The sequence below is a fragment of the Blautia massiliensis (ex Durand et al. 2017) genome (genome assembly GCF_051861785.1).
Taxonomy (GTDB): domain Bacteria; phylum Bacillota; class Clostridia; order Lachnospirales; family Lachnospiraceae; genus Blautia_A; species Blautia_A luti_A.
The window spans coordinates 2,445,602-2,471,657 of sequence record NZ_CP146725.1; the positions used below are offsets into that span (position 1 = coordinate 2,445,602).

Sequence of the window (26,056 nt, forward strand, 5' to 3'; positions counted from 1 at the left end):
AGCAGGGATTTTCTGAGAGAGGAGGGATTGCGATGGACAAGGAACTGCCAATTTCCCCGTGGCCGGAATGGAAGATCGTAAGCAAGATCGGGGAAGGCTCTTTTGGAAGAGTGTATAAAGCTCAGAGAACTGAGAAGGGACGTTCTTTTTACTCGGCAATTAAGATAATCACAATCCCCGCCAGTAAAGGGGAGCTGGACAGTGTGCGCTCAGAATCCGGTGATGAAAAATCTGTCCGCGGTTATTTTGAAAATCTGGTGGAGGAGTGCATTCAGGAAGTAAGCACCATGGAGTATTTCCGGGGAAATTCCCATATTGTATCTGTAGAAGATTACAAGGTGATGGAATATCTGGACGAGATCGGATGGGATATTTTTATCCGCATGGAATATCTCACAAGCTTCATGGAATATTATGCGGGAAAAAATCTCACAGAAAAAGAAGTGATGAAGCTGGGTATCGATCTTTGCAGATCACTGGAATACTGTGGGCAGCTTCACATCATCCACAGGGATATCAAACCTGAGAATATTTTTGTATCCAGGTTCGGGGATTTCAAGCTGGGGGACTTTGGAATCGCCAGAGAACTGGAAAAAACCATGAGTACTCTTTCCAAAAAGGGAACTTATTCCTATATGGCGCCGGAGATGTACAGGGGAGAACAGTACGACAGCAGAGTGGACATTTATGCACTTGGTCTGGTGTTATATAAACTGATGAATCATAACAGGCTTCCGTTTCTGAATCTTGAAAAACAGCTGATCACATACAGAGATAAGGAAAACGCACTTACGAGGAGGATGTCAGGCGAAACACCGCCACCACCTGTGGATGCAGGAGAGGCTTTCGGCTCCGTTATCTTAAAAGCCTGTGCTTATGATGCAAAAGAACGATATCAGACTCCGGATAAGTTTCGGGAAGCACTGGAAGAAATCCGGTATGGAGCAGCAAACAGAGAACAGGGAGTTCATGAGAAACCGAAACCAGTGGAGGAAAGACCTGTTCCGGAGTCCATGCCGAAGTTTCTCCAGGAGGGTGCAGCCAGACAACTGGCAAGAACAAGTCAGCTGAATACCGATGCGATCCGTCAGGCACGTAAAAATCCTGTGCCGGTATCCGTACAGCCGGAGAAACCGACAGCCGGAGAAATAGCAAAAAATGCAGCCCGGAATACGCCAAAGGCTCAGAGCACAATACAGAAGCCTCAGGAATCTGCATCCGGAAAAACAGCATCCGAAAAGGATAGCCTGTCCGGTTATCCGTCAGGACGTTCCCGTCAGTCAGATCCCGGTATAAGAAAAAACGGAGCTGTAAAGCCCAGAGTTACCTCTATCACAGATCTGGAAGACGACCGTGACCAGAATCTCCAGGAGTGGGAAGGATCCATGCCAGAGAATGACGGAAATGACGATGACAGAAGGAAACGGAAAGGTATTTTCAGAATGCTTATAACAGCCGGGATCCTTGTTGTGCTGATCGGCGGGATCCTTGCGGTACGAACGATACGGAAACCTGCGGATAACGGGGAACCTTCGTATACAGATTCCGATGATTCTGATGCTCTGAACAAAGGAAATTTCGGTACTGCAGACAATTCGGATAAAAGTTTCGCACAGGCAATGGAAACGATACGTGACCATGCGACAACCATAGAAAATGCTCTGGACAGCTATAGACGTGAAGGTACAGAGGGGGATCGCCTGCGCTTTTATAACGGATCAGGAGAGATCGCCAAAGTACTTGTATATCCCGGCAGTTCCGCAGATGGCGTTTATGAGGAATATTTTTACTGGGGCGAGCAGATGTTTTATACTTATGTATGGGACGGAGATGAGAAACAGTATTTTTATTATCAGGACGGCCTTCTGATCCGATGGATCGATGCAGATGGTAAGGTTCATGATAAAGAGAGCGATAACGACAAATATGTAGAACTGGGAGACAAATACTGGAGTAATTCTGTAGTGGAGCTTCAGCAGTAATGTCGAAGGGTTTTTACGAAAGGAAAAAGAATGGCCTATCAGATTGATTATGCGTATACATGTCACACCGGAAAGGTGAGGACAAATAATGAGGATAATTTCTGGTGCTGCGGAGTGCGCCTGCCGGTGCACAACCAGGGGGTTGACGGAATCCTGGCAGGTCATACACAGCACTGGCAGCTTCCAATGTTGGCTGTTTTTGACGGCATGGGCGGAGAAAGCTACGGTGAAATGGCAGCTTCTGCAGCTGTGGAAGCGCTGGGAGGCTTCTATGAAGAAAACAAAAAGACCCTGAAAAAAGAGCCTGTGGTTTTTCTGACAGGAGCCTGCGAAAATATGAATGAGGCAGTATGTCGCTACAGCAATGAAAACTGTATCAGAAGCATGGGAACAACCATGGCACTTTTGTCTTTCAGCGAAAAGGCGATCTATGCCTGCAACCTTGGGGATAGCCGTATCTACCGTCATTTTCAGGGGAAGTTCCAGCAGATTTCCACGGATCATGTGATTGGCGGAAAAATGCTGGGAAAAGCTCCGCTGACGCAGTATCTGGGCTTCCAGGAAGAAAACATGGCACTGGAGCCTTCTATCGTGGAGATCGGTTATCAGCCGGGAAGCTCGTATCTGATCTGTTCAGATGGAGTGACAGACATGCTTTCTGATGAGGAGCTTCAGAAGATCCTTGACGGGACAGAAACCGCAGAAGAAAAAGTAGGTAAGATCCTGGAACAGGCATTGGAAAGAGGCGGCAGAGATAATGTGACACTGGTCCTTGCACAGATCAGCGGCTATGAAGAAAAAAATATTCTCAAACGCTGGGCAGAGCGCCACAGTACCGGACGGTAATAAACCCGGGGAGTAAGAAAAGGGATAAGGAGAAAATTTGCGATGAGAAATCGAATGCAGGATCTTGATTTTGAACAGACAGTTGCCTTCGATTCAGTGAAGGACTTTGAATTTACAAGAAAGGCGGCACAGAAGTTCCGCCAGGTTGTCAGTCTGGATTCCTTTGAGGATGAGGATGCAGATGTTATTTTTCATTATCTTTACAAGGAGATGGAACTGGTTTCCTTTGGTGACTATCTGAAACGATATGTGTATGAGCGTGCAGAGCTTGAGGAGCCTTTTTCCCAGGTACCTCAGGAAGTCTACAGAGAGATCGTTGTGGAATCCTTCAAGGAAACCTACACACCGAAATCCATGTCACCTACATCAGCCAAGCTGAGTTCTCTGGTGAATAACTGGCTGACTCAGGCATCTGTGAAGCGTGAAACAGTTTTTCTGCTGGGGTTCGGACTTCGGATGAGTACAGAGGATGTTTCAGATTTTCTGACCCGGGTGCTTCGTGAGCAGGATTTTGATTTCCATAATCCGGAAGAAGTGATCTACTGGTATTGTTACCGGAATCATCTTGGCTATTATAAAGCGGAGGAATATAAAGAAACCTACAAACAGATGACTCCGGTGGAAAAAAAGACCGGAGAGATCGTATATGGCACAGGGCTTTGTCTGGACAGTGAAGAAAAGCTTCTGGAATATCTGGCTTTTCTGAAAGGAAGACATGATGATCCGAAATCAGAGAAGAGCCAGGCTTTTCAGGAATTTATGATCCTTCTGGAGCGGGCAAAGAAGATCATTGCAGCCATGTATCAGGAAGATGAGGAAGAAAACGGTGGCAAAAAGATCTGGAAGCCTGAGAATATCAGTGCTTCGGATCTGGAAAAGGTTATCTGCAGCGGGATCCCCATTAATAAAATGGGAAATCTCAAAAAGATGTCCGCATCCATTCTGGCAAAGCATTTCAGCCAGAAGCGCTTCAGCCGCCAGAGAATCAACAATATCCTGAACCATAAATTTCCGGTGGAGCGGTTTGATCTGATCACGCTGGAGTTTTTTGTGATCTCTCAGGAGATGGCAGAGGATGATCCGTATACGAGATACCGCCATTTCCTGGAGGAGATCCAGGAGATCCTGGCCCGCTGCGAAATGAGTGAGATCTACATAGTGAATCCATATGAGTGCTTTCTTCTGATGTGCCTGCTGACAGACTGTCCGCTGGCAGTATTTTCCGAGATCTGGGAAAAATCCTATGAAGAGGGAGAAGAAAAGAACTGAAAAAAGGATGATGCGTTTCGGTGACGCATCATCCTTTTTTTGTCCGATCCGGTAAGTCTGTTATTTTGTTATTCGTTGTAGTATCCATAGATCGCACGGCTGTCCTGTGCGATGGTGTTCTGTGCAGCAGAGGTATCGTTAAGATCCTGTGACATAAAACAGACTACCAGGTCGATCCCCTTTGCTGTGTCATAGATGATGCCGGCATCGTTTTCTACGTGATCCAGTTCCCCGGTTTTGTTGGCAACCTTTACCTCGGAAGGCATCTGAGCCGGGATCTTGTTTTTCCTGGTCTGCATTTTCAGAAGACGATACATATATTCGGCTCCTGCCAGAGTATCGTTGTTATCGGTAGCAGTACCCTTGTCGATCTGATAGATGGTCTTCAGAAATTTCCCGCAATCCTTTGCGGAAGTGTAGTTATCCCCATTGGAATTATCTGCAAGAAGAAGACGTCCCATGGAAGTGCTGGTGTATCCGTGATCCTTACAGAATTTATTCACACGGGCCATTCCGGCTGCGTCATCCCCGCCGCCAAGATAACTGACAAGTGTATTGGCAGCATCATTGTCGCTGACTGTGATCATGGAGTTCAGTGCATTGTCCAGCTGCTCCTTGCTGTATTTGGAGGAAAGACTGTCATAATCCTCATATACAGCACCCATGATATAGAGCTTGATCAGGCTGGCAGCCTGCATCTGCTGATCGTTGATGGTACCTTCGGTATTTTTTGCAAGATTGCATACATATACGGACCAGGTTCCGTTATCGGTGGGAAGAAGAGACTGTACCTGATTCAGAAGGTTGTCCATGCTGGAATCCGAATTGTCTGTGAAAGTGCTTCCGCTGGATGGGGAAAGTGTTCCTTCTTCCTGAGTGGAAGAAGAACTGTCCTTGCTGCCAGAAGCTTCGGAAGAATCGGAGGCTGCCGATGTATCTGTGGATTCTTCCTGTGCGGAAGGACCCTGGACCTCAGCTGAAGATGCTGCGGCAGCAGCGCTGGAAACGGTAGGATCATCAGGATAAAGAGCATCCAGCTGATTGGCTTTGCTGCTGAGCTCAGCGGCAGAATCAGAAACCTCCTGCACACTTTTCTGCAGCTTGTTAACTTTTGTCTGGAGAGATGCAAGCTTGTCCAGGGAGCGGACATTCAGTGCCCCAAGTCCTGCCAGTGCGATGACAAGCACTGCAATCACAATATATAGAAATGTATTTTTTTTCATATATAAACAAACTCCTTTTTATTATTGGAAATAAGCATCGATTCCATTGGCGATCCCTTCTGCCATAGTCTGCTGGAAGGAGGAATCTGCCATTTTCAGATCATCGCTCTGGTTGGTCATAAATCCCATTTCCACAATCGTCACCGGGATCGTGCTCCAGTTAATACCTGTCATGGAATCCGTGTAGATGATCCCGCGGTTCTGGAAGCCGGTAGCTGCGCAGTAGGAATCCACAATGCATTTGGATAGTTTGTTGGAACTGTCATAGAGACTGGAAACATAAGGATTCTGCTGGGACGGACACATGGTCAGAGCACCGGAGACATCTGCAGAATCATCCCCGTTTGCATGGATACGGACACAGATCTCCGCACCCTGGGAAGCGACCAGCTCTGCACGCTCCTTGTTGCTGATAGCGGTATCATTGTCTGTCCTTGTCATTACTACCTGGTATCCACGCTGTTCCAGGATATCCTTAAGCAGAAGAGAAACATCCAGGTTCAGCTGATACTCCGGGAGACCGCTGAAGGAACCTCTGGTTCCGGTGGAAGACTTGGCCTTCATGGTGGAGGAACCGGGGCCGTTCGGCTCTGTGGCGCTCATATCAACATTTTCACTCTGATGTCCGGGATCGATCCCGACGATATGGCCGTTGTTGGAAGCAGAAGAGGTATCATTACCGCCATCGGTGAATCCTTCACCACCGGCTTCACTGAAAACAGAGGGTTTGGTCGTTTTCTGACTGTTTTCGGCTTCCGGTGCCCGTTCATGTTCACCGGTGTTGTTTTTGACAGCTTTTTCTGTCTGTGCCCGCTGCTGCAGGTATTTGTCGGCTGCCTGTTTCTTTTCGATCTTGGCTGTATAAAGTTCGATATCTTCTTTCATGGATTTCTGCTTTTTCTGGACCGGTTTGATCACGGAGGCCATTTTCTGGTCAACGGCATCGATCTTCCGGTAGGTTTTATAGCTGAGTCCAAAAAGTAATCCAATACAGATAAGACCCGTTAAAAACAGGACGATCGCCATCAGATGGGGCTTTTTTTCCATAAGCTCAAGTCCTTTCTGGGTGAGTATTTTGTATTTGTAAATATTATAAAGAAGGAGTCTGGAAAAAGCAATTGTGAAATTGTGCTTGACAACAGGAAAAAGTGTGGTACTATATATGTAAAATAATTATATATAAAAATTTTATATATAAAATAATTACATAAAGAGGTGTGCCTATGTATTATTATCCGGTGTCTGCAGTGCTGACGGAATGCCTGATCCTTTCTGTTGTAGAGCAGCAGGATTCTTACGGATATGAGATCAGCCAGACAGTGAAGATGGTAGCTTCTATCAAGGAATCCACATTGTATCCGATCCTTCGCAGACTGGAGACGGATGGTTATCTGACAACTTATTCAGAGGAATTTCAGGGACGGAAACGTAAATATTATTCCATCACAGAAGACGGACGGAAGCAGCTGGAATATTTGAGGAAAGAGTGGAGAGAATACCGCGATACTATAGACGATATTGTGGAAGGGAGACTTCGAAAATGACAAGAAAAGAGTATATGGAGCAGCTGAAGAAATATCTGAAGCGGCTTCCAAAAGAAGATTATGACAATGCCATTGAGTATTTTTCGGAATACTTCGATGAGGCTGGACCTGAGAATGAACAGCAGGTTATGGAAGAACTGGGGCAACCTAAAGAGGCGGCAAGGGAACTGCTTCTGAACCTTTTACAGGAGAGTGTTGGTGACAGTAAAGACATCACCGGGGAAAAAACAGCAGCTTTGCCGGCAGCAGGTTCATATTACGGAGAGAGCTCCCATGCACATAGCCGGACAGATTCAGGAAACCTGAGTACAACAGGGTACAGTACATCCGCAGGAAAGAAGCGTTCCCCCGGAAAGATCATTCTTCTCGCATTTCTGGTGATCTGTGCATCGCCGGTGAGCATTGCGCTGCTGTTTTCAGGCCTTGCAATACTGGCAGCAGTGGTGATTGTCATCGCAGCAGTGATTTTTTCCATGGCAGTTACCGGGGTATCAGCAATTGCCGGAGGCATCGTGCTCACAGGTTGCGGCATGACATTGATCGCAAGATCTCTGGCAGCATCCTGCATGATGGTCGGCAGTGGATTTCTGATGGCAGGTGCGGGAATCCTCGTTGGAGTACTTACCATATATATATGTAAATGGTGTGCAATGGGAATCGGCCGTCTGGTTAACAGACTTGCAAGAAAGAAGGTGCATAAGAATGAATAAGATTGCAAAAACAGTGCTGATGACAGGTACAGCACTCTGTGCAGCGGGAGTTGTTCTTTCCACAGCAGGATATTTTGCAGGGGGAAAAGATTTCACATATACTTCAGATCATATGTATGTATCCGGAGGAAATTCTTCCAGTCGTAAAAATCTTACAGTAATGAAAAAAGAACAGATTGATGATTTTACGAAGCTGAATGTGGACTTTGAGGATTTTGATCTGGATATCCGTACCTCAGATGATGACCATTATTATATGGAATATAAGCTTGAGAAAAACGGGAGGAAAAATCCTCTGACCTGGAAGGATAAGGATGGAGAGCTCACGCTTGAGGAGTCTGCAGGCGGCAGAGGAAGTTATTATATAACCTATGATCTGGGGATATTCTCTACACATGCGGATCTGACAGAAAAGAAAGATGCATTGAATACGGTGGTTCTTTATATTCCGGAGAAGGCACAGCTTTCCGAAGCGGAGCTTCAGCTTTCCGACGGGGATCTTGCTGCCGATCAGCTTTTGTGTAAAGAAATGACCCTGGAACTTCTCAATGGAGATCTGATGCTGGATAAGGGCGAGTTCGAAAAGTTTGATGCAAAGCTTTCCGACGGGGATCTGAATGTAAAAGAACTTCAGTGTACAGATAACATGCAGCTGAAATCCGGAAACGGAGATGTGACCATAAAAAAGGCAGAGCTTGCAGATGGGCAGATAGCTCTCAGCGACGGAGATATTCAGATAGACAACAGCAGCTTTAACGGAGATATGAAGATCAATAGCTCCTGTGGTGATATTTCTGTAGAAATGAAGAACGGCAGTGCGGAGAAAACCAATATTTATCTGAAAGCTGCAGACGGCGATGTGGATACGGAGGGGCTTTCCAGGGGAAAAACCGACAATGAGGAAGACACCTCTGTTTATGAGAACAAGGCCGGTGCTTCAGCACCGACTTTAAATGTGGAATGCAGCGATGGGGATATTACATTAACAGAATCTGAAAAATAAAGAATATGAATATCCGCCTGACTATGCATCTGCTTGTAAAAATCCTAAAAAAGAATAAATGAAATTATATGAAGCGCAGGGGTTTTTCCGGAGAAAAATTCCTGCGCTTTTTTGGCTGAAATGTATTGACAAATCCCTGTACTATGATATAATTCAATCAAATCACAGAAAACATATATAGTTACTAGGAAATAGGGAAATGGACATAAAGGAAATAAGGAGGATATCATCATGGGTAAAATTTACGGAAGCGCACTGGAACTGATCGGAAACACACCGCTTGTAGAGGTTAAGAACGTAGAGAAGTCTGAGGGACTTGAGGCTACAGTACTTGCCAAACTTGAGTATTTTAACCCGGCAGGAAGCGTTAAGGACAGAATCGGTAAGGCAATGATCGAGGATGCAGAGCAGAAAGGTGTCCTGAAACCAGGCGCAACCATTATTGAGCCAACATCCGGTAACACAGGAATCGGACTTGCAGCCATCGCAGCTGCCAAGGGCTATAAGACGATCCTCACCATGCCGGAGACCATGAGTGTTGAGAGAAGAAACATCCTGAAGGCATATGGTGCAGAGGTAGTTCTCACAGACGGAGCCAAGGGAATGAAGGGTGCCATTGCCAAGGCAGAAGAGCTCGCCAAGGAGATTCCGGGAAGCTTCATCCCCGGACAGTTTGAGAACCCGGCTAACCCGAAAGCACATGCAGCAACAACAGGTCCTGAGATCTGGAAGGACACAGACGGAAAGGTAGATATCTTCGTAGCAGGTGTCGGCACAGGCGGAACGATCACAGGTACAGGTGAATATCTGAAGAGCCAGAACCCGAATGTGAAGGTAGTTGCTGTTGAGCCTGCAACTTCTCCTGTACTTTCCGAGGGAAAAGCAGGTCCGCATAAGATCCAGGGTATCGGCGCAGGTTTTGTTCCGGACACACTTGACACCAAGGTTTATGACGAGATCATCCCGGTAGAGAACGAGGATGCATTTGAAACATCCAAACTCCTTACCAAGAAAGAAGGAATCCTTACAGGAATTTCCTCCGGTGCAGCTCTCTATGCTGCGATCCAGCTTGCAAAACGTCCGGAGAACAAAGGGAAAGTGATCGTAGCACTTCTTCCGGACAGTGGAGACCGTTACTACTCCACACCACTGTTTACAAAATAATCGATCCGAAGACCGCTTCTTTTGCCCCGAAGCGTGATCCTGCGGGATTATTTACGGCGCTCCTGAATGCCTGTCCAAGCAGGCTGCCGGAGCGCCGGTTTTATTCTTGATTTCATTAGATCAAGTAAGTCCCCTGTGGAGTTGCGAAAAGTAATAAGCAGTGGGTAGGGACTTGCTTGTATCCTGTAGCTTTTTCGGGTATAATAGAGAAAACGAATAAAACCTATTAACAATATAAAGAATAAAGTCTGCAAAGCAGATTCTGCTTCTTATGAAAGAAGATACAGGAAGCTGCCTGTGCATCACAGAGAAGGGTGCCGGTCATGGAATACAGAGGAATATTTCTGGCTGAACAGCTGCACAATAACAGAAAGAGCAAAAGGCTACAAATCAGAAGAATACTGAAATATTGGAGGTAAATATTACATGAGGATTTCTACAAGAGGAAGATATGCGCTGAGACTGATGTTGGATCTTGCTACAAATTATACAGGAAAACCGATCCGCCTGAAGGATGTGGCGAAGCGCCAGGGGATCTCCGATAAATATCTGGAGCAGATCATCTCCATTCTGAACAAAGCAGGCTTTGTCCGCAGTGTCCGTGGCCCTCAGGGTGGCTATGCACTGCAGCAGACTCCGGATAAATATACCATCGGAATGATCCTCCGCCTCACAGAAGGAAGCCTTTCCCCTGTGGAATGTCTGGACGACAACGGCGCCATCTGTGACCGTGAGGAGAACTGCGTCACCCAGATCCTCTGGAAAAAGCTGGACGACGCCATCAAAGGTGTGGTAGATCATATAACACTGGAAGACCTGATGAACTGGCAATCCGTGAAGGCGGACGAGTACATCATATAAAAAAAGCTGCGCAAGCAGCTTTTTTTTATATCACATTTTTTTACTAACATTTTACAAAACCGCGATTTTATATTTTACCTTCCATTCCTATAATAACACCTGTACTTAAGCAGTAAGCAAGTAAAAATGATCATAGAAATGAGGAGAAAAAGATTATGAAAAAAAGAATCGCAGGTATCTTAACAGCAGCACTTATCGGAACTACAGTAATGGGAACCGTTGTAATGGCAGCACCATCCGGAGCGATCGACGTAATTTCCCGTGAGGACGGATCCGGAACACGTGGAGCATTCGTAGAGCTGTTTGGGATCGAAGAAGAAAAAGACGGCGAGAAAGTAGATATGACAACACAGGAAGCAAGCATCACAAACAACACAGATGTAATGCTTACCACAGTAGCAGGCGATGAGAACTCTATCGGATACGTATCTCTGGGTTCCCTCAACGATACAGTAAAAGCAGTAAAGATCGACGGAGCAGAGGCAACAGCAGCGAACGTTGCAGATGATACATACAAGGTAGCACGTCCGTTCAACATCGTAACAGGCGACAAGCTCAGCGATGCAGCACAGGATTTCATCAACTACATCATGAGCTCTGACGGACAGGACATCATCGAAAAAGAAGGCTACATCAAAGTAGATGAAAAAGCAGAGGCATACAAAGCCGGAGATGCAAAAGGCAAAGTCGTAGTTATGGGATCTTCTTCCGTAGGACCTGTAATGGAGAAGCTTGCAGAGGCATATCAGAAAACAAACAAAAACATCACAGTAGAGGTTCAGGTCAGCGACTCCACAACAGGAATCAACAGCGCAACAGAGGGTGTATGTGATATCGGAATGGCATCCCGTGAGCTGAAGGATGAGGAAACCAAGAAAGGTGTTAAAGCTACAGAGATCGCAAAAGATGGTATCGCAGTCATCGTAAATAACGACAATGATCTTGAGGAACTTTCAAGTGACCAGGTAAAATCCATCTTCACAGGTGATATCACAGACTGGGAAGACGTGACCAAATAAATTCCCAGGTAAAAAACGATTGAAGTATTTTACAGAGAGCGGCGATCATGACAAGGTCAGGAAAGCCGCTCCGTTATATATCAGCACAGTGGATATCCACTGGAACAGAGAGAAAGGTGTCTTATGAATCATTTAGGAGAAAAGGCCATGAAGGTCGTTTTTCTCATTGCGGCCTGTGCATCGGTTCTCGCAGTATTTCTTATCTGTGTGTTCCTTTTTGCAAACGGCATTCCTGCAATGGGAAAGATCGGTCCCTTAAAATTCCTCTTCGGAACAGAATGGAGACCAACAAACGATAAATTCGGAATCCTGCCAATGATCGTGGCAAGTATTTATGTAACTGCAGGAGCAATCCTTATCGGAGTTCCGATCGCACTTTTTACATCCGTATTTATGGCAAGATATTGCCCGAAAAAAATCTATAAACCACTGAAATCCGGTATTGAGCTTATGGCAGGCGTTCCATCCATCGTATATGGCTATTTTGGTCTGGTTCTCCTGGTACCGCTGATCCGTCAGCTGTTCGGAGGAACCGGAAGCAGTATGCTGGCAGCATGTATCCTTCTGGGAATCATGATCCTTCCGACGATCATCGGAGTTACGGAATCGGCAGTACGAAGCGTTCCGGAAAGCTACTATGAAGGTTCACTTGCACTTGGCGCAACAAAGGAAAGAAGCATTTTCTTTGTTATGCTTCCGGCAGCAAAGTCCGGAATCCTGGCAGGCGTTGTCCTTGGGATCGGACGTGCCATCGGTGAGACCATGGCCGTGATCATGGTAGCCGGAAACCAGCCACGTATGCCGAAGGGACTTCTTCAGGGTGTACGTACCATGACTGCAAACATCGTAACAGAGATGGGATATGCATCAGGACTTCACAGAGAAGCACTGATCGCAACAGGAGTTGTACTCTTTGTATTTATCCTGATCATCAACTTAAGTCTTTCACTGCTGAACAGGAGGGCGGAGCATGCAAACTAACGTATCAGTAACCGCAGATCCTGCGGCAGAAACAACCATGAAAAAAAGAAATACACTTACCATAGGAGACCAGCTGAAGTCTTATGCAAGACATCCTGGCGCAGGAGTCCTGGCATTTCTCACACTGCTTGGAGCAGTGATCACTTTTGCACTGCTGTTCTTCCTCATCGGCTATGTGCTTGTAAAAGGTATCCCCTATCTGAACGCAAGTCTGTTCAGCCTTACCTATACCTCAGAGAATGTTTCCCTTCTCCCGTCACTGATCAATACCCTGATCATGACACTGGTATCTCTGGCGATTGCCGCTCCGGTAGGAATCTCTGCAGCGATCTTCCTTGTGGAATATGCAAAAAAAGGCAGCCGTTTTGTAAAGCTGATCCGTATTACCGCAGAGACACTTTCCGGTATTCCATCTATCGTATATGGTCTGTTCGGTATGCTGTTCTTTGTAACTGCACTGCACTGGGGCATGTCTCTTCTTTCCGGTGCGTTGACTATGGTGATCATGGTACTTCCCCTGATCATGCGTACTGCTGAGGAAGCACTGAAATCTGTTCCGGATTCTTACCGTGAGGCAAGCTTCGGACTTGGAGCAGGCAAGCTCCGTACTATTTTTACGATTGTACTTCCCTCCGCAGTTCCTGGAATCCTGGCAGGTGTGATCCTGGCCATCGGACGTGTGGTAGGTGAGACTGCAGCACTTCTTTATACCTCCGGTACTGTTGCGGCAGTTCCAAACAGCCTGATGGGTTCCGGACGTACCCTGGCACTTCACATGTATGTGCTTTCCAGTGAGGGACTTCATGTAAACCAGGCATCTGCAACAGCAGTAGTCATTCTGGCATTTGTACTTGTTATCAACGGACTGTCCGGTCTGGTAGCCAGAAAAATTGCGAAAGGATAATGATCGATCATGAGTGAAAATACAAAAATTTCAATTGACAATATGAATCTCCATTACGGAAACTTTCATGCCCTGAAGGGAATCAATATGGAAATCCCGGAAAAAGAGATCACAGCATTTATCGGACCAAGCGGCTGTGGTAAATCCACACTTCTGAAATCCTTAAACCGTATGAACGACCTTGTGGAAGGCTGTTCCATTACAGGAAAGGTAGAGCTTGACGGGGAAGATATTTACGGAGATATGGACGTGAATCTTCTGCGTAAACGTGTGGGAATGGTATTCCAGAAGCCCAATCCGTTCCCGATGAGCATTTATGATAATATTGCATACGGTCCGAGAACACACGGCATCCGTTCCAAGGCGAAGCTGGATGAGATCGTGGAAAAATCTCTCCGTGATGCGGCAATCTGGGATGAGGTCAAGGACCGCCTGAAAAAAAGTGCTCTTGGAATGTCAGGCGGACAGCAGCAGCGTCTCTGCATTGCCCGTGCCCTGGCAGTACAGCCGGAGGTGCTTCTTATGGATGAGCCCACATCTGCCCTGGACCCGATCTCCACTTCCAAGATCGAGGATCTGGCAGTAGAGCTTAAAAAGGATTACACCATTGTTATGGTCACACATAACATGCAGCAGGCAACCCGTATCTCCGACAAGACAGCATTTTTCCTTCTTGGTGAGGTTGTGGAATTTGCGGATACAGACAAGCTGTTCTCCATGCCGGCAGATAAGCGTACAGAGGATTATATTACAGGAAGGTTTGGTTGATATTATGTCAGAACGTTTTGTAAGACAGCTGGAAGAGCTTCACGTGGAACTGATCACCATGGGAAGTCTCTGCGAAAAAGCAATTTCACTTTCTGCCAAAACTATTCAGGGTGAAGGCGGGATGACTCTCATTGGCAAGATCTTTGAGACGGAAAAAGAGATCGACGCACAGGAAAGAGAGATCGAAAATCTCTGCATGAAGCTTCTTCTTCATGAGCATCCGGTAGCTGGAGATCTGCGGTCCATTTCCGCAGCGCTGAAGATGATCTCCGATATGGAACGCATCGGTGACCAGGCAGCAGATATTGCGGATCTGTCCAAGCATATCGAGGACAAAGCAGTTACCGGAGATATCATTAATATCCGGAAGATGGCAGAGGATACTGTCCGGATGGTTACAGAAAGCATCGATGCCTTTGTAAAGGGTGATCTTGAGCTTTGCAGAAAGGTTATTGACGATGATGATAAGGTGGACGATGCTTTCAATGATATTAAGGAAAAGCTGGCCGAGGTTCTGAATAACGGAAAGCCGGATGCAAGCATCGGTCTGGATATCCTTATGGCTGCAAAATATTTTGAGCGTATCGGTGATCACGCTGTAAACATCGCAGAGTGGGTGGAATATTCCATCACAGGAAACCACAGAAGTGGTTCCAGCCATACAGATAACTAGTTTGTTGAGGAATAGAAATAAGTAAGAGCAGATTGCAAAGAGTTGCATTATTGCAAAAAAAGTGCTGTGGTATTGAAAGGATATCACGGCATTTTTTATAATGTGAGGAAATTTACAAGGATTTAACTTTTTTCAGATAATTATTTTTACATTGGTTTTGTAAAATACTGTACAGATTTCGGAGAAAGGAAAGGGCTGAATTTTGAGTAAAAAAATATTCAAGTATATCATGCTGGTTTCATCCCTGATCACAGTACTGGGACTGGCATTTATCGTTGGGATCCTGTATCACTATTTTCAGGGACAGCTGATGGATGAGCTGAAAAAAGAAGCCGTGTATATTTCCGGAGGTGTGGAAAGTGCCGGGACGGATTATCTGCAGCAGCTGAATGATGAGGACTCCAGGATCACCTATGTGGATGAAAGTGGAAAAGTTATCTACGACAATGAGGCAAATGTGGAAAGCATGGATAATCACGGACATCGCAAGGAGATCCGTGAAGCAGAGATCAACGGAGAAGGTAAAGATGAAAGAATGTCATCCACGCTTTCCGAAAAAACCATGTATTATGCAGTACGCCTTGAAAATGGCAATGTGCTGAGAGTTTCCAGTAACCAGGCTTCTGTATGGATGCTGCTCCTGCAGCTTCTTCCCCCTTTGATCACGGTACTGATCCTTATGTTGATCCTGTCCGGTATATTTGCATCCAGGCTTTCCGGGAAGGTTGTGGAACCTCTTAATGAACTTGATCTGGAGCATCCGGAGGAGAATGATGCCTATGATGAGGTACAGCCGCTTCTCAGCAAGATCGGCAGACAGAGCCGGCAGATCCGTCTGCAGCTTGAGGCAGCCAGAAGACAGCAGAAAGAATTTTCTATTATCACGGAGAACATGCAGGAGGGACTTCTTGTGATCGACCGTTATACCATGGTACTTTCTGTCAACTCCAGTGTGGGAAAGCTTCTTAAGGTAAAGGAGATCAAAACAGGAGAAAGTGTATATCTTCTGAACCGCTCGGAGGAGTTTCGAGGTGTCGTTGGGCAAGTCCTTGAAGGAAAGCATGAGAACAAGATCCTTCGTCTGGATGGCAGTGAGATTCAGGTGATCGCCAATCCTGTCACAAGAGAAAATAAGACAGAGGGTGCGGTGATCCTTCTGGTGGATGTGACCGAAAAAGTAGAAAGGGAACAGCTGCGAAGAGAATTTTCCGCCAATGTTTCCCATGAACTGAAGACGCCGCTGACTTCCATTTCCGGATTTGCTGAGATCATGCAGGACGGATTTGTGAAGGATGAGGATGTGAAGGTTTTTGCAGGACGCATCTATAAGGAAGCGCAGAGACTGATCCGTCTGGTTGGGGATGTGATCCGGATCTCCTGTCTGGATGAGGGCGGATTGCCGTATCAGTGGGAAAAACTGGATCTTTACAGTCTGACTCATGATATTTTTTCTACCTTACATGAAGCTGCCGAAAAGCAGGAAGTGCATATGTATATGGAAGGCGGAAGTACAGTGCTGGATACAGTGCCGACGATCATGGAAGAGGTTCTCTATAATGTCTGCGATAATGCTGTCAAATATAACCGCCGGGGTGGAGAGGTCTTTGTGAGACTGAAGGATGGCGAGGATGCAGTTCGCGTGAATGTGCGGGATACAGGAATCGGTATTCCGAAGGAAGATCAGGAACGCATTTTTGAACGCTTTTATCGGGTGGACAAAAGCCATTCCAGGGAAATCGGCGGAACCGGCCTTGGCCTTTCCATTGTGAAGCACGGGGTAAAAACTCTGAACGGCAGGCTGTGGCTTAACAGTGAACCGGGACAGGGAACCGAGGTCATTATGGAATTTCCGAAACATCATATGGAAAAGGAAGCAGCAGAGTGAACATAGGTCGTGCAGCGATGATGTTCACAGGCATGCAGCAGAGTGGAAGATAAAAGGCCGTTCTGTTGTATGTATCTGCTGTTTTTTATATCATAGTATATTGCTGGTTGGAGGTTGATGGTTTGACAGACCGGAAGGGTTATGCTATCTTATGTAATAATAATCAGAATAAGCAACAGGAAAGCGGATGATAACGGTCCGCTTTCTGTATTATAATTGGTTCGGAATAATTCCGGACGACTATACTGAGGGGAATAAAAATATGATACAGGCAATTGTTTTACTGGTGTTCCTGATCTTTCTGAATTCTGTTTTCGCAGGTGCGGAAATGGCAGTTCTGTCCATGAATGAAGCGAAGATGAAGGAGCTGGCAGAAGAGGGAGATCACCGGGTGCAGATTTTGATAAAGCTTACAGAACAGCCGGCACATTTTATGACAGCGATCCGTGTAACGGTAACTACGGCAGGATTTCTGCAAAGCGCTTTTGCGGCAGAATATTTTGCACAGCCGATGACAGAGGCACTGATAAAGACAGGGATAGATGTACCACAGAATGTTCTGAAGATCGTATGCATGATCATTGTGACCATACTGCTTTCCTATGTAAGTCTTCTGTTCGGAGAACTGGTGCCAAGACGTCTGGGAATGAAAAATCCGGATGAGCTGTCTCTGCGTCTGGCAGGACTTCTTAAGATCGCGATGATTGCAGTCTGGCCGGCTACTGCACTTCTGACAGTAACTGCCAATGGTGTGCTGTATCTGATGGGGATCAAACCGGAAGAAAAAGAGGAGCAGGCCACAGAGGAAGAGATCCGTATGCTGCTTACAGAGGGAAATGAACAGGGCAGCATCCAGCAGGAAGAAAGCGAGATGATCCAGAATGTTTTTGACCTGGATGATACTGCGGCAGATGAGATCTGTACACACAGAAGAGATGTGGTTGTCCTCTATATGGGGGATTCAGATGAGGAATGGGAACGGATCATCAGAGAGAACCGTCACACCTTTTATCCGGTATGCGGGGAAGACCAGGATGATATTATCCATATTCTGGACACCAGAGATTATTTCCGTCTGGATGACAGATCCAGAGAAGCTGTTCTGCAGCATGCCTGTTATTCACCGTTTTTTGTACCGGAATCCATGCGTGCCAACCTGATCTTCCGGGAAATGAGGGAGAAACGGGATTATTTTGCAGTAGTGCTGGATGAATACGGCTGCTTTGTGGGAATTGTCACTCTGCATGATCTTGTGGAGACGCTGGTGGGAGATATTGACGACAGGACAGATCTGCCGAAGCCGGATGATATTGAGAAGACAGGAGAACATATCTGGAAAATACAGGGAGGAGCGATCCTGGATGATGTGGCAGAGGTCATAAATGTGGAGCTTCCTGTAGAAAAATATGATACCTTCAGCGGCTTTGTCTGCGGAGTTCTGGAACGTGTACCGGAGGACGGAGAACAGTTCCGATGCAGCTGGAAAAACCTGGATATTGTGGTAAATCAGGTCAGAAACCATACCGTTGTGGAGGGGATCGTTCATGTTCAGCCAGAGAAAAAAGTGCAGGAACAGAAAGAAGAGATCTGACAAAACCTTGTTCAGCCAGGTTATGGGACAGTTATTGAGAGGAAGATTTTTGGGGATTTATGGACATTTTCTAACATGTTGTCGCTTGAAAGAGTGTTAATTTTGTGACATAATAAGGAGATAACCCGAGGAAAGCTTGTGATGAGGGAGAGAAAATGCCAAGTTTTACAAGACGGATCATACTGCATACGCTGACGGAACTTATGAACGAAAAACCACTGTCCAAGATCACGGTAAAGGACATCGTGGAACGCTGTGGAGTAAACCGGAATACATTTTACTACCATTTCAGGGATATTCCGGATGCGGTGGAGGCAATGGTAGGGGAAGAACTGGTGGATATCCTGAAGAATCAGAAAGTGCCGGAATCAGTCAGCGACTGTATGGAAATTCTTGTCAATGCAGTTCAGAAGAACAAAAAAGCCATGATACATCTGTACCGTTCGATTCAGAGAGATGTATTCGCCGATTATCTGGACCATGCCGCAGAGCGTGTGGTGGAGGAATTGATCAGCAGAGCAGTTGGAGACTTTGAAATGGATCAGGAAGATAGGCATCTTATAAGCCGGTATTATAAATGCGTATTTGTGGGAGTGATCCTGGACTGGCTGCGGCATGATATGGATTATGATATCCTGTCAGATATGCATAAGCTGGAGTATATTTATGAGAAGAGCCTTGAGAGTCAGTACAAAAATCTGAAAGAAAAGCTATGATTTCAACTAAATGAAGATTAAAAATATCCATTTACTGTAGAACAGGAATGTCCTCGAATATTATTAAGGTATAGAAACGGTTAATTCTGAGCCGGTGTCTGAAATTTAGGCACTGGCTCTTTTTTGTCTGTTTTTTTAAACGACACAGCGATGTATAATTCAGTACAATAAATGAGAAAAAATTGTCAAGGAGGGAACGTATGGATGACCTGAAAAAGCTGAAGCTTGTAAAAAACATCTACATCGTCATGTCATTACTGTTCTGCGTGCTGGGTATTTTTCTGATGGCAAGGCCCAAAAGCTCTGTAAAAATGCTGTGCGTGCTCATGGGAATCATGCTGATCCTGTACGGAGCTATTAAGATCAGCGGATATTTCACGAGAGATGCTTTCTGTCTGGCATTTCAGTTTGATCTGGCTTTCGGAATCCTGCTGATGGCAGTGGGAGTGATCCTGATAGCCAGAAAAAATTTCGCAGTGTATCTTATTTTTTCCGTGTTTGGAATCCTGATCCTGGCAGATGCCCTGTTTAAGATCCAGATGTCTGTAGATGCGAAGAGATTCGGTCTGGCGTTGTGGTGGCAGATCCTGCTGATCGCACTGGTCACCGGAGTGATCGGAGTTCTGGTTTTTATCAGACCATTTGAAGCAGCAGCTATGATGATGGTGTTGGTAGGATTTTCCATTTTACTGGAAGGGATCCTCAATCTATGGGTCGGGATCCTGACGATCAAGATCATCAAGAGTCGGCTTTAAACATAAACATAAAAATAACCAATCACTTTAGATAATAACACAGGAGGAAATAGAGTATGGGAATCGTAGACAAAGCAAAACAGGCAGCGATCGCAGCTACCGTAACAAAAGCACTGGATTATCTTGAGAAGGATCCGGAGACAAACATACCGAAGATCATGGAAATGGTTGATAAAGTAACACCGGATGGCTGGTATGCAGGACAGAGAAATGCGATCCGTCACTCCATCGAGGCAAAGGACAACTGGTATCAGCTGATCCTTCGTATGTATCAGCTGGATGCAGGCGTACGCCAGACATTTTTCCGTAACTTTATTGTAAATGCCAGTCTTAAGGGAAGCGCAACGCAGGAAAAGGTATCAGAAGAGAATGACTGCAATGTACCGTGGGCAATTCTTCTTGATCCTACCAGCGCATGTAACCTTCATTGCACAGGATGCTGGGCAGCAGAGTATGGCCACAAGCTGAACCTGGATCTTGAGACCATCGATTCTATCGTAAAACAGGGTAAAGAACTGGGAACCTATATGTACATCTACACAGGCGGTGAGCCACTGGTTCGCAAAAAGGAACTCATTAAGATCTGTGAGATGAATCCGGACTGCGAGTTCCTTTCCTTCACAAACGGAACTCTTATTGACGAAGAATTCTGTCAGGAAATGCTCCGTGTGAAAAACTTCGTTCCGGCTATCAGCCTTGAGGGAACAGAGGCAACTACAGACGGACGTCGTGGTGATGGTGTATATCAGAAGGTTATGCACGCCATGGAGCTTCTGAAGAGCCACGGCCTTCCGTTCGGTGTTTCCACATGCTACACATCCGCAAACGTAGACGCAGTAAGCAGTGAGGAGTATTTTGACCATCTGATCGAGTGCGGAGCTTATTTTGCATGGTTCTTCCACTATATGCCGGTTGGAAATGATGCAGCAGCAGATCTCCTTCCCACACCGGAGCAGAGAATCAAAATGTACGACAGCGTCCGCAGATTCCGTGCCACAAAATCTCTTTTCACTATGGACTTCCAGAACGATGCAGAGTATGTAGGCGGATGTATCGCAGGTGGCCGTCGTTACCTCCATATCAATGCAAACGGGGATATTGATCCCTGTGTATTCATTCATTTCTCCAATGCGAACATTAAAGAATGTACACTCCTTGAGGCGCTGAAGAGCCCGATCTTTATGGAGTATCACAAGGGTCAGCCGTTTAACAAGAACATGCTTCGTCCATGTCCGATGCTTGAAAATCCTGAACTTCTCCGCAAGATGGTTGAACGTGCAGGAGCGAAATCTACAGATCTTCAGTCTCCGGAAACAGCGGAGCATCTCTGTGCAAAGTGTGATCACTATGCCGAGGTATGGAAGAAACAGGCCGATGAGCTCTGGAGTGAGAGCCAGGCAAAAAAAGCTGCAAAAAAATCAACAACTTGTTAATTAACACTTGATATAGATGTTGGGATACTGTATAATGAACCCGTTTTTCAGGAGTCTGAAATAACAGTTCAGATAAGAGTGTCAAAACAGAAGAGACACGATACGTGTACTGACAGATAACAGGGCGGTTATATTCAGCAGTGGGTATAACTGCCTTCTTTTTTATGTTATCGTCAGGACATAGGGAAAGAAAGGATGGATTCATTATGGAAAAACAGGAGAAAAACACAGCCAGCCCTTATGAGCTGGACGGACGCCCACCTCTTAAGGTGGCAATTCCCCTTGGACTGCAGCACGTGCTTGCCATGTTTGTGGGTAATCTTACCCCGCTTCTGATCATCACAGCTGCCTGCGGGATCGAAGCAGGAGGGGATCTTCAGGTTGCATTACTTCAGAATGCAATGCTGATCGCAGGAATTGTTACACTTGTACAGGTCTTTACGATCGGACCGGTCGGTGGCAAGCTTCCTATCGTTATGGGAACAAGTTCAGGCTTCATCGGCGTATGTCAGAGTGTTGCCGGAGTTATGGGAAATGGTGTCGTTGCCTATGGTTCGATCATGGCAGCCAGCTTTATCGGCGGTCTTTTTGAGACTGTTCTGGGAAGCTTTCTGAAGCCCTTAAGAAAATTTTTCCCATCTGTTGTAACAGGTACGGTTGTACTTTCAATCGGTCTTTCACTGATCGGTGTGGGAATCAGCTCTTTCGGTGGCGGAAGCTCCGCCAAGGATTACGGTTCTCTTGAAAACCTTTTCGTAGGCTTTGTAGTTCTGATCGTGATCATTGTACTGAAGCATGGAACAAAAGGCTTCACAAGCTTTTCTTCAATCCTCATCGGTATTATCGTGGGATACATTCTGGTAAGTATCATGGCTATGGTACTTCCAACAACATTTACATATGTAGATGACACAGGTGCTACTGTGGAGGCTACAAAGGCCTGGGTTCTCAACTGGGACAAGGTTGCTCAGGCAAAATGGTTTGCGGTACCGGCACTGATGCCTGTAAAATGGGTATTTGACGCGCGTGCGATCGTGCCGATCCTGATCATGTTTATTGTAACTGCAGTTGAAACAGTTGGTGATATTTCCGGAATCACAGAGGGTGGTCTTGGAAGAGAGGCTACAGACAGAGAGCTTTCCGGTGGTGTTATGTGTGACGGACTTGGATCTTCCTTTGCAGCACTGTTCGGTGTGCTTCCGAACACATCCTTCAGCCAGAACGTTGGTCTGGTTGCAATGAATAAGGTTGTAAACCGTTTCTGTATCGCTACAGGAGGAATCTTCCTGATCGCATGCGGACTGTTCCCGAAGCTTGCTGCACTGATCTCCATCATGCCGCAGAGTGTTCTTGGCGGCGCTGCTGTTATGATGTTCTCATCCATTGTTGTCAGCGGTATCCAGTTAATTACCAAGTGGCCGATCGGACCGAGAAATGTTACGATCGTTTCCGTAGCACTTGGTCTTGGTTATGGACTTGGCTCCAATACAGCGATCCTGGTGCATCTGCCACAGGCGATCAGCCTGATCTTCGGCGGTTCCGGTATTGTTCCGGCAGCGGTATTTGCGATTATTCTTAATATTGTTCTTCCGAAGGATGAGAAGAGCGAGATTGAGAGAGCTGAGGAGATGCTGGAGAAAGTTAAGAATAAATAAGAAAGTGTAAGAATAAAAAGAGTTTTTTTCTTTTTTTGAGACTGTTGGACTTTATTGGTCTGACGGTCTTTTTTTTATATGTTTTTATTTTTTTTTATTTTTAGGATAAAGGTTCGGCCTTTTGGAAGGCGGAAATTTGCGAGAAGGGGAAGCACTCGGAGTTAGCGAAGGCCGTCTCCCCTTCTCGCACTCTTCCCCTCCTGGCCACGCCGCTGTTCTGCGTTGTGGAATGTGATTCTGTATTGGCGGGATGATGGATTCTACTGTGTTGGATGTGAAGCGTTGTGCCGACCTGTTGGGTGGTGGACGGGAAGGCGGCCCACTTGCGGGCCTGTTCCCTGGGAATTGGATTGGTTAAAAATATGTGACGTAGTTTGTTTGGCTATGGTATACTGTGTTATAAGATATGATTTTAAAAGCTGGAGGATAAATAACATGGCAGAGCAGGAAAACAGTAAGGATCTGATCAGTGTATTGTGGAGTGGGGCGGATATACTTCGATCCAAAATGGATGCCAATGAATATAAAAATTATTTGCTTGGTATTGTTTTTTATAAATATTTGTCAGATTCTTTTTTGATCAAGGTATATGACATGATCTGTGATGATAAACCGGAATCATTAAAAGAGGCGTTAGACGTTTATGTGGAAGAACTGCAGGGTGAAGATGCCGATGAGCTGATAAAGGAAATGAAGGATGAATGCCATTATATCATTGAGCCGGAACTTACGTATACCTGCTTTGCAGATGCAGCCAGAAATAATATATTTAACCGTGAGCAGTTACAGAAGGCATTTAACAATATTGAGCAGAGTGATCCTATATTTGCGGATCTGTTTGCGGATATTGATCTGTATTCCAACCGCCTGGGAGCGGGCGATCAGAAACAGAGTGACACGATTGCCAGTCTGATCAGAGAAATCGATAAAGCAGACTTGTTGAACACAGATGCGGAGATTCTTGGAAATGCTTATGAATATCTGATCGGACAGTTTGCGTCAGAGACAGGAAAGAAAGCAGGAGAATTCTATACTCCCCAGGCAGTATCCAAGATACTGACTCAAATTGCTATTGCAGGGCAGGAGGATAAAAGAGGTCTGTCTGTTTATGATCCCTGTATGGGATCCGGTTCCCTTCTACTGAATGCAAAAAAATATGCGGAGAAACCGGAATATATTAAATATTACGGCCAGGAGCTGAATACATCTACCTATAATCTGGCCAGAATGAATATGTTTCTTCATGGAATCTCACCGGAAAATCAGAACCTCCGCAATGGAGATACCCTGGATGAAGACTGGCCAACAGGAGAAGAAACAGATTTTAATATGGTACTTATCCTCCTTATCCAATGCGTCGTAAAACCCCTTGCTTCCGCTATGGGGATATAAGACGCGTCCATCGAATTTATGCAAGTAATTGAAGATGGACAAAATAGTAATTGTATTAACTGGCAAACCATAGTATAATATAAATATGAACACAACATATAAATCAAACAACAATGTCGTCTATTCCTGTAAATACCATGTAGTATGGTGTCCAAAGTATAGACGAAAAGTATTAATTAACGGTGTGGACGTCCGGCTGAAGGAGCTGCTCACAGAGTATGCTGCAAATCTTTCTGTAGACATTCTGGAAATGGAGATCATGCCAGACCATGTTCATATGCTTTTGGAAGTAGATCCTCAGTTTGGCATCCACAAAGCTGTAAAGTCATTTAAAGGCTATACGTCCAGAATTTTAAGACAGGAATTTCCCTATCTTAAAACGAAAATGCCGACTCTCTGGACAAACAGCTATTTTGTATCGACGTTGGGCGGTGCTCTGCTGGAAACAGTAAAACAGTATATTGAAAACCAGAAAACATCGCAGAGACAAAAGGATAAGATGGGATAATGCAAAAAGGAATTAAATTTAGGATCTACCCGAACAGAGAACAGAAAAACTTCATCCATCAGACCCTGGGATGCTGCCGGTTCATCTACAACCGGGGACTTGCCATGCGTAAGGAAGGCTATGAAAATGGGGAAAAGATCGGCTATCCCCAGACTTCCGCCATGCTGACTGAACTGAAAAAGCAAGAGGAGTTTGCCTTTCTGAAAGCAGCAGATTCCATTGCATTACAGCAGTCTTTGCGGGATCTCGACCGGGGATTTGTGAATTTCTTTGAGAAACGGGCTTCCTATCCAACCTTCAAAAGTAAACATAACCGGTTCCAGTCATACAGAACGGTAAATCAAAAAGATAATATTCGTATTGTGGGAAGATATATCAAACTTCCGAAACTTGGATTTGTTAAAATACGGCAGTCGATGGAAGTGGAAAAGATTAATCACGTGATCATTGAGCACACACCGGCTGGAAAATATTTTGCGGTTTTAAATGTTGATTTTGAACCGGAACCACGCTCAAATGCTGGCGGAACGATAGGGATTGATGTCGGAATCAAAGCGTTCTACTCCGACAGTAATGGAAATACGGTATCAAATCCCAGATATCTGGAACGCTCAATGCGAAAACTCATAAGAGAACAGCGCAGGCTTTCCCGAAAACAAAAAGATTCCCATAACCGCGAGAAGCAGCGGATCAGGGTGGCAGGAGTGTATGAGAAAGTAACCAATCAGCGGAATGATTTCCTGCAGAAACAGTCAACGATGCTGGTGCGTGAAAACCAAACCATCTGTATTGAAGATCTGAATGTTAAGGGGATGATCCGGAATCATAAACTGTCAAAATCGATAGCGAGTGTTTCCTGGGCAAAATTTTTTGAAATGCTGGAATATAAAGCTGGCTGGTATGGAAATGAAATTCACAGAGTACCAACGATGTATCCGAGCAGTCAGACCTGCAGCTGTTGTGGCTACAGAAATCCACGGATAAAAAATCTGGGCATTCGTATCTGGGAGTGTCCCAAATGCCATGGGGTTCATGACCGGGATACGAATGCAAGTATCAATATTCTGAAAAAAGGACTGCAGATGCAGTCTGCATAAAGATAAAAACTGTACCGTAGGGCATACGGGAACAGTATAAATATAGCTTGTGGACACTGTGTAAGACATTGCAGTAC

At 45.5% G+C, this 26,056-nt stretch carries 24 protein-coding genes; 22 read left to right on the forward strand and 2 right to left on the reverse strand.

Annotation, left to right across the window (positions count from 1 at the left end; translation table 11 throughout):
- Positions 1 to 32 precede the first annotated feature (32 nt).
- The 3 genes from V9W66_RS11630 to V9W66_RS11640 are packed head-to-tail and all read left to right on the forward strand — an operon-like array spanning position 33 to position 4,097.
- Positions 33 to 1,982 carry a serine/threonine protein kinase gene (locus V9W66_RS11630; RefSeq protein ID WP_144094190.1) on the forward strand — a complete coding sequence of 650 codons (1,950 nt, stop codon included), beginning with the start codon at positions 33 to 35 and terminating at the stop codon, positions 1,980 to 1,982.
- A gap of 30 nt (positions 1,983 to 2,012) precedes the next feature.
- Complete coding sequence (locus tag V9W66_RS11635; protein WP_144094189.1) at positions 2,013 to 2,828, forward strand: PP2C family protein-serine/threonine phosphatase; 816 nt, start codon at positions 2,013 to 2,015, stop codon at positions 2,826 to 2,828.
- Positions 2,829 to 2,870: 42 nt separating this feature from the next.
- Complete coding sequence (locus V9W66_RS11640) at positions 2,871 to 4,097, forward strand: hypothetical protein (RefSeq protein ID WP_144094188.1); 1,227 nt, start codon at positions 2,871 to 2,873, stop codon at positions 4,095 to 4,097.
- 68 nt (positions 4,098 to 4,165) lie between these two features.
- On the opposite strand, the gene V9W66_RS11645 is transcribed toward V9W66_RS11640, so the two are convergent.
- Both V9W66_RS11645 and V9W66_RS11650 read right to left on the reverse strand, forming a co-directional pair.
- Positions 4,166 to 5,320, reverse strand: a complete 1,155-nt coding sequence (locus V9W66_RS11645) for a serine hydrolase (RefSeq protein WP_144094187.1) — start codon at positions 5,318 to 5,320, stop codon at positions 4,166 to 4,168.
- A gap of 21 nt (positions 5,321 to 5,341) precedes the next feature.
- Positions 5,342 to 6,367 (reverse strand): N-acetylmuramoyl-L-alanine amidase family protein, encoded by a 1,026-nt coding sequence (locus V9W66_RS11650; RefSeq protein ID WP_243121739.1) that lies wholly within the window; start codon positions 6,365 to 6,367, stop codon positions 5,342 to 5,344.
- Between the two features lie 176 nt (positions 6,368 to 6,543).
- Here V9W66_RS11650 and V9W66_RS11655 point away from each other — a divergent pair, with 176 nt between their 5' ends.
- The 19 genes from V9W66_RS11655 to tnpB all read left to right on the forward strand — a co-directional run bounded on the left by V9W66_RS11655 (position 6,544) and on the right by tnpB (position 25,979).
- Positions 6,544 to 6,864 carry a PadR family transcriptional regulator gene (locus V9W66_RS11655; protein WP_015526294.1) on the forward strand — a complete coding sequence of 107 codons (321 nt, stop codon included), beginning with the start codon at positions 6,544 to 6,546 and terminating at the stop codon, positions 6,862 to 6,864.
- The gene (locus V9W66_RS11660) at positions 6,861 to 7,574 is read left to right on the forward strand and encodes a DUF1700 domain-containing protein (protein WP_144094186.1); all 714 of its coding nucleotides are present in this window, start codon (positions 6,861 to 6,863) and stop codon (positions 7,572 to 7,574) included. Before V9W66_RS11655 ends, V9W66_RS11660 begins: the two co-directional genes overlap by 4 nt.
- Positions 7,567 to 8,577, forward strand: a complete 1,011-nt coding sequence (locus V9W66_RS11665; RefSeq protein WP_144094185.1) for a DUF4097 family beta strand repeat-containing protein — start codon at positions 7,567 to 7,569, stop codon at positions 8,575 to 8,577. The genes V9W66_RS11660 and V9W66_RS11665 overlap by 8 nt, the downstream gene beginning before the upstream one ends.
- 231 nt (positions 8,578 to 8,808) lie before the next feature.
- Positions 8,809 to 9,741 carry a cysteine synthase A gene (cysK, locus tag V9W66_RS11670; protein ID WP_059086667.1) on the forward strand — a complete coding sequence of 311 codons (933 nt, stop codon included), beginning with the start codon at positions 8,809 to 8,811 and terminating at the stop codon, positions 9,739 to 9,741.
- Positions 9,742 to 10,167: 426 nt separating this feature from the next.
- A complete protein-coding gene (locus V9W66_RS11675) occupies positions 10,168 to 10,602 on the forward strand; it encodes an RrF2 family transcriptional regulator (RefSeq protein WP_118512709.1) in 435 nt (144 codons plus the stop codon).
- Between the two features lie 155 nt (positions 10,603 to 10,757).
- Complete coding sequence (locus tag V9W66_RS11680) at positions 10,758 to 11,621, forward strand: substrate-binding domain-containing protein (RefSeq protein WP_144094184.1); 864 nt, start codon at positions 10,758 to 10,760, stop codon at positions 11,619 to 11,621.
- 123 nt (positions 11,622 to 11,744) lie between these two features.
- Complete coding sequence (gene pstC, locus V9W66_RS11685; RefSeq protein ID WP_144094183.1) at positions 11,745 to 12,602, forward strand: phosphate ABC transporter permease subunit PstC; 858 nt, start codon at positions 11,745 to 11,747, stop codon at positions 12,600 to 12,602.
- Positions 12,592 to 13,506, forward strand: coding sequence for a phosphate ABC transporter permease PstA (pstA, locus tag V9W66_RS11690; protein ID WP_144094182.1), 915 nt, complete (start codon positions 12,592 to 12,594; stop codon positions 13,504 to 13,506). Before pstC ends, pstA begins: the two co-directional genes overlap by 11 nt.
- Before the next feature lie 9 nt (positions 13,507 to 13,515).
- Complete coding sequence (pstB, locus tag V9W66_RS11695; protein WP_021652472.1) at positions 13,516 to 14,274, forward strand: phosphate ABC transporter ATP-binding protein PstB; 759 nt, start codon at positions 13,516 to 13,518, stop codon at positions 14,272 to 14,274.
- Positions 14,275 to 14,278: 4 nt separating this feature from the next.
- Positions 14,279 to 14,947: a phosphate signaling complex protein PhoU gene (gene phoU / locus V9W66_RS11700; RefSeq protein ID WP_144094181.1), complete on the forward strand. Its 669-nt coding sequence runs from the start codon at positions 14,279 to 14,281 to the stop codon at positions 14,945 to 14,947.
- A gap of 202 nt (positions 14,948 to 15,149) precedes the next feature.
- On the forward strand, positions 15,150 to 16,832 hold the full coding sequence (locus V9W66_RS11705) for a sensor histidine kinase (RefSeq protein ID WP_330575366.1): 1,683 nt from the start codon (positions 15,150 to 15,152) through the stop codon (positions 16,830 to 16,832).
- 262 nt (positions 16,833 to 17,094) lie between these two features.
- Positions 17,095 to 18,423, forward strand: a complete 1,329-nt coding sequence (locus V9W66_RS11710) for a hemolysin family protein (protein WP_243121737.1) — start codon at positions 17,095 to 17,097, stop codon at positions 18,421 to 18,423.
- A 155-nt stretch (positions 18,424 to 18,578) separates the two neighbouring features.
- Positions 18,579 to 19,139 (forward strand): TetR/AcrR family transcriptional regulator, encoded by a 561-nt coding sequence (locus V9W66_RS11715; RefSeq protein WP_144094179.1) that lies wholly within the window; start codon positions 18,579 to 18,581, stop codon positions 19,137 to 19,139.
- A gap of 200 nt (positions 19,140 to 19,339) precedes the next feature.
- Positions 19,340 to 19,894, forward strand: coding sequence for an HdeD family acid-resistance protein (locus tag V9W66_RS11720; protein WP_144094178.1), 555 nt, complete (start codon positions 19,340 to 19,342; stop codon positions 19,892 to 19,894).
- Positions 19,895 to 19,950: 56 nt separating this feature from the next.
- Positions 19,951 to 21,327, forward strand: coding sequence for a radical SAM protein (locus V9W66_RS11725; RefSeq protein WP_144094177.1), 1,377 nt, complete (start codon positions 19,951 to 19,953; stop codon positions 21,325 to 21,327).
- Positions 21,328 to 21,533: 206 nt separating this feature from the next.
- Entirely contained in the window at positions 21,534 to 22,982 is a 1,449-nt protein-coding gene (locus V9W66_RS11730) for a uracil-xanthine permease family protein (protein ID WP_144094176.1), read from the forward strand.
- Between the two features lie 435 nt (positions 22,983 to 23,417).
- Positions 23,418 to 24,374 carry an N-6 DNA methylase gene (locus V9W66_RS11735; RefSeq protein ID WP_330575365.1) on the forward strand — a complete coding sequence of 319 codons (957 nt, stop codon included), beginning with the start codon at positions 23,418 to 23,420 and terminating at the stop codon, positions 24,372 to 24,374.
- Positions 24,375 to 24,459: 85 nt separating this feature from the next.
- Positions 24,460 to 24,882: an IS200/IS605 family transposase gene (gene tnpA / locus V9W66_RS11740; RefSeq protein ID WP_439362779.1), complete on the forward strand. Its 423-nt coding sequence runs from the start codon at positions 24,460 to 24,462 to the stop codon at positions 24,880 to 24,882.
- Entirely contained in the window at positions 24,882 to 25,979 is a 1,098-nt protein-coding gene (tnpB, locus tag V9W66_RS11745) for an IS200/IS605 family element RNA-guided endonuclease TnpB (protein WP_439362780.1), read from the forward strand. The genes tnpA and tnpB overlap by 1 nt, the downstream gene beginning before the upstream one ends.
- Positions 25,980 to 26,056 lie beyond the last annotated feature (77 nt).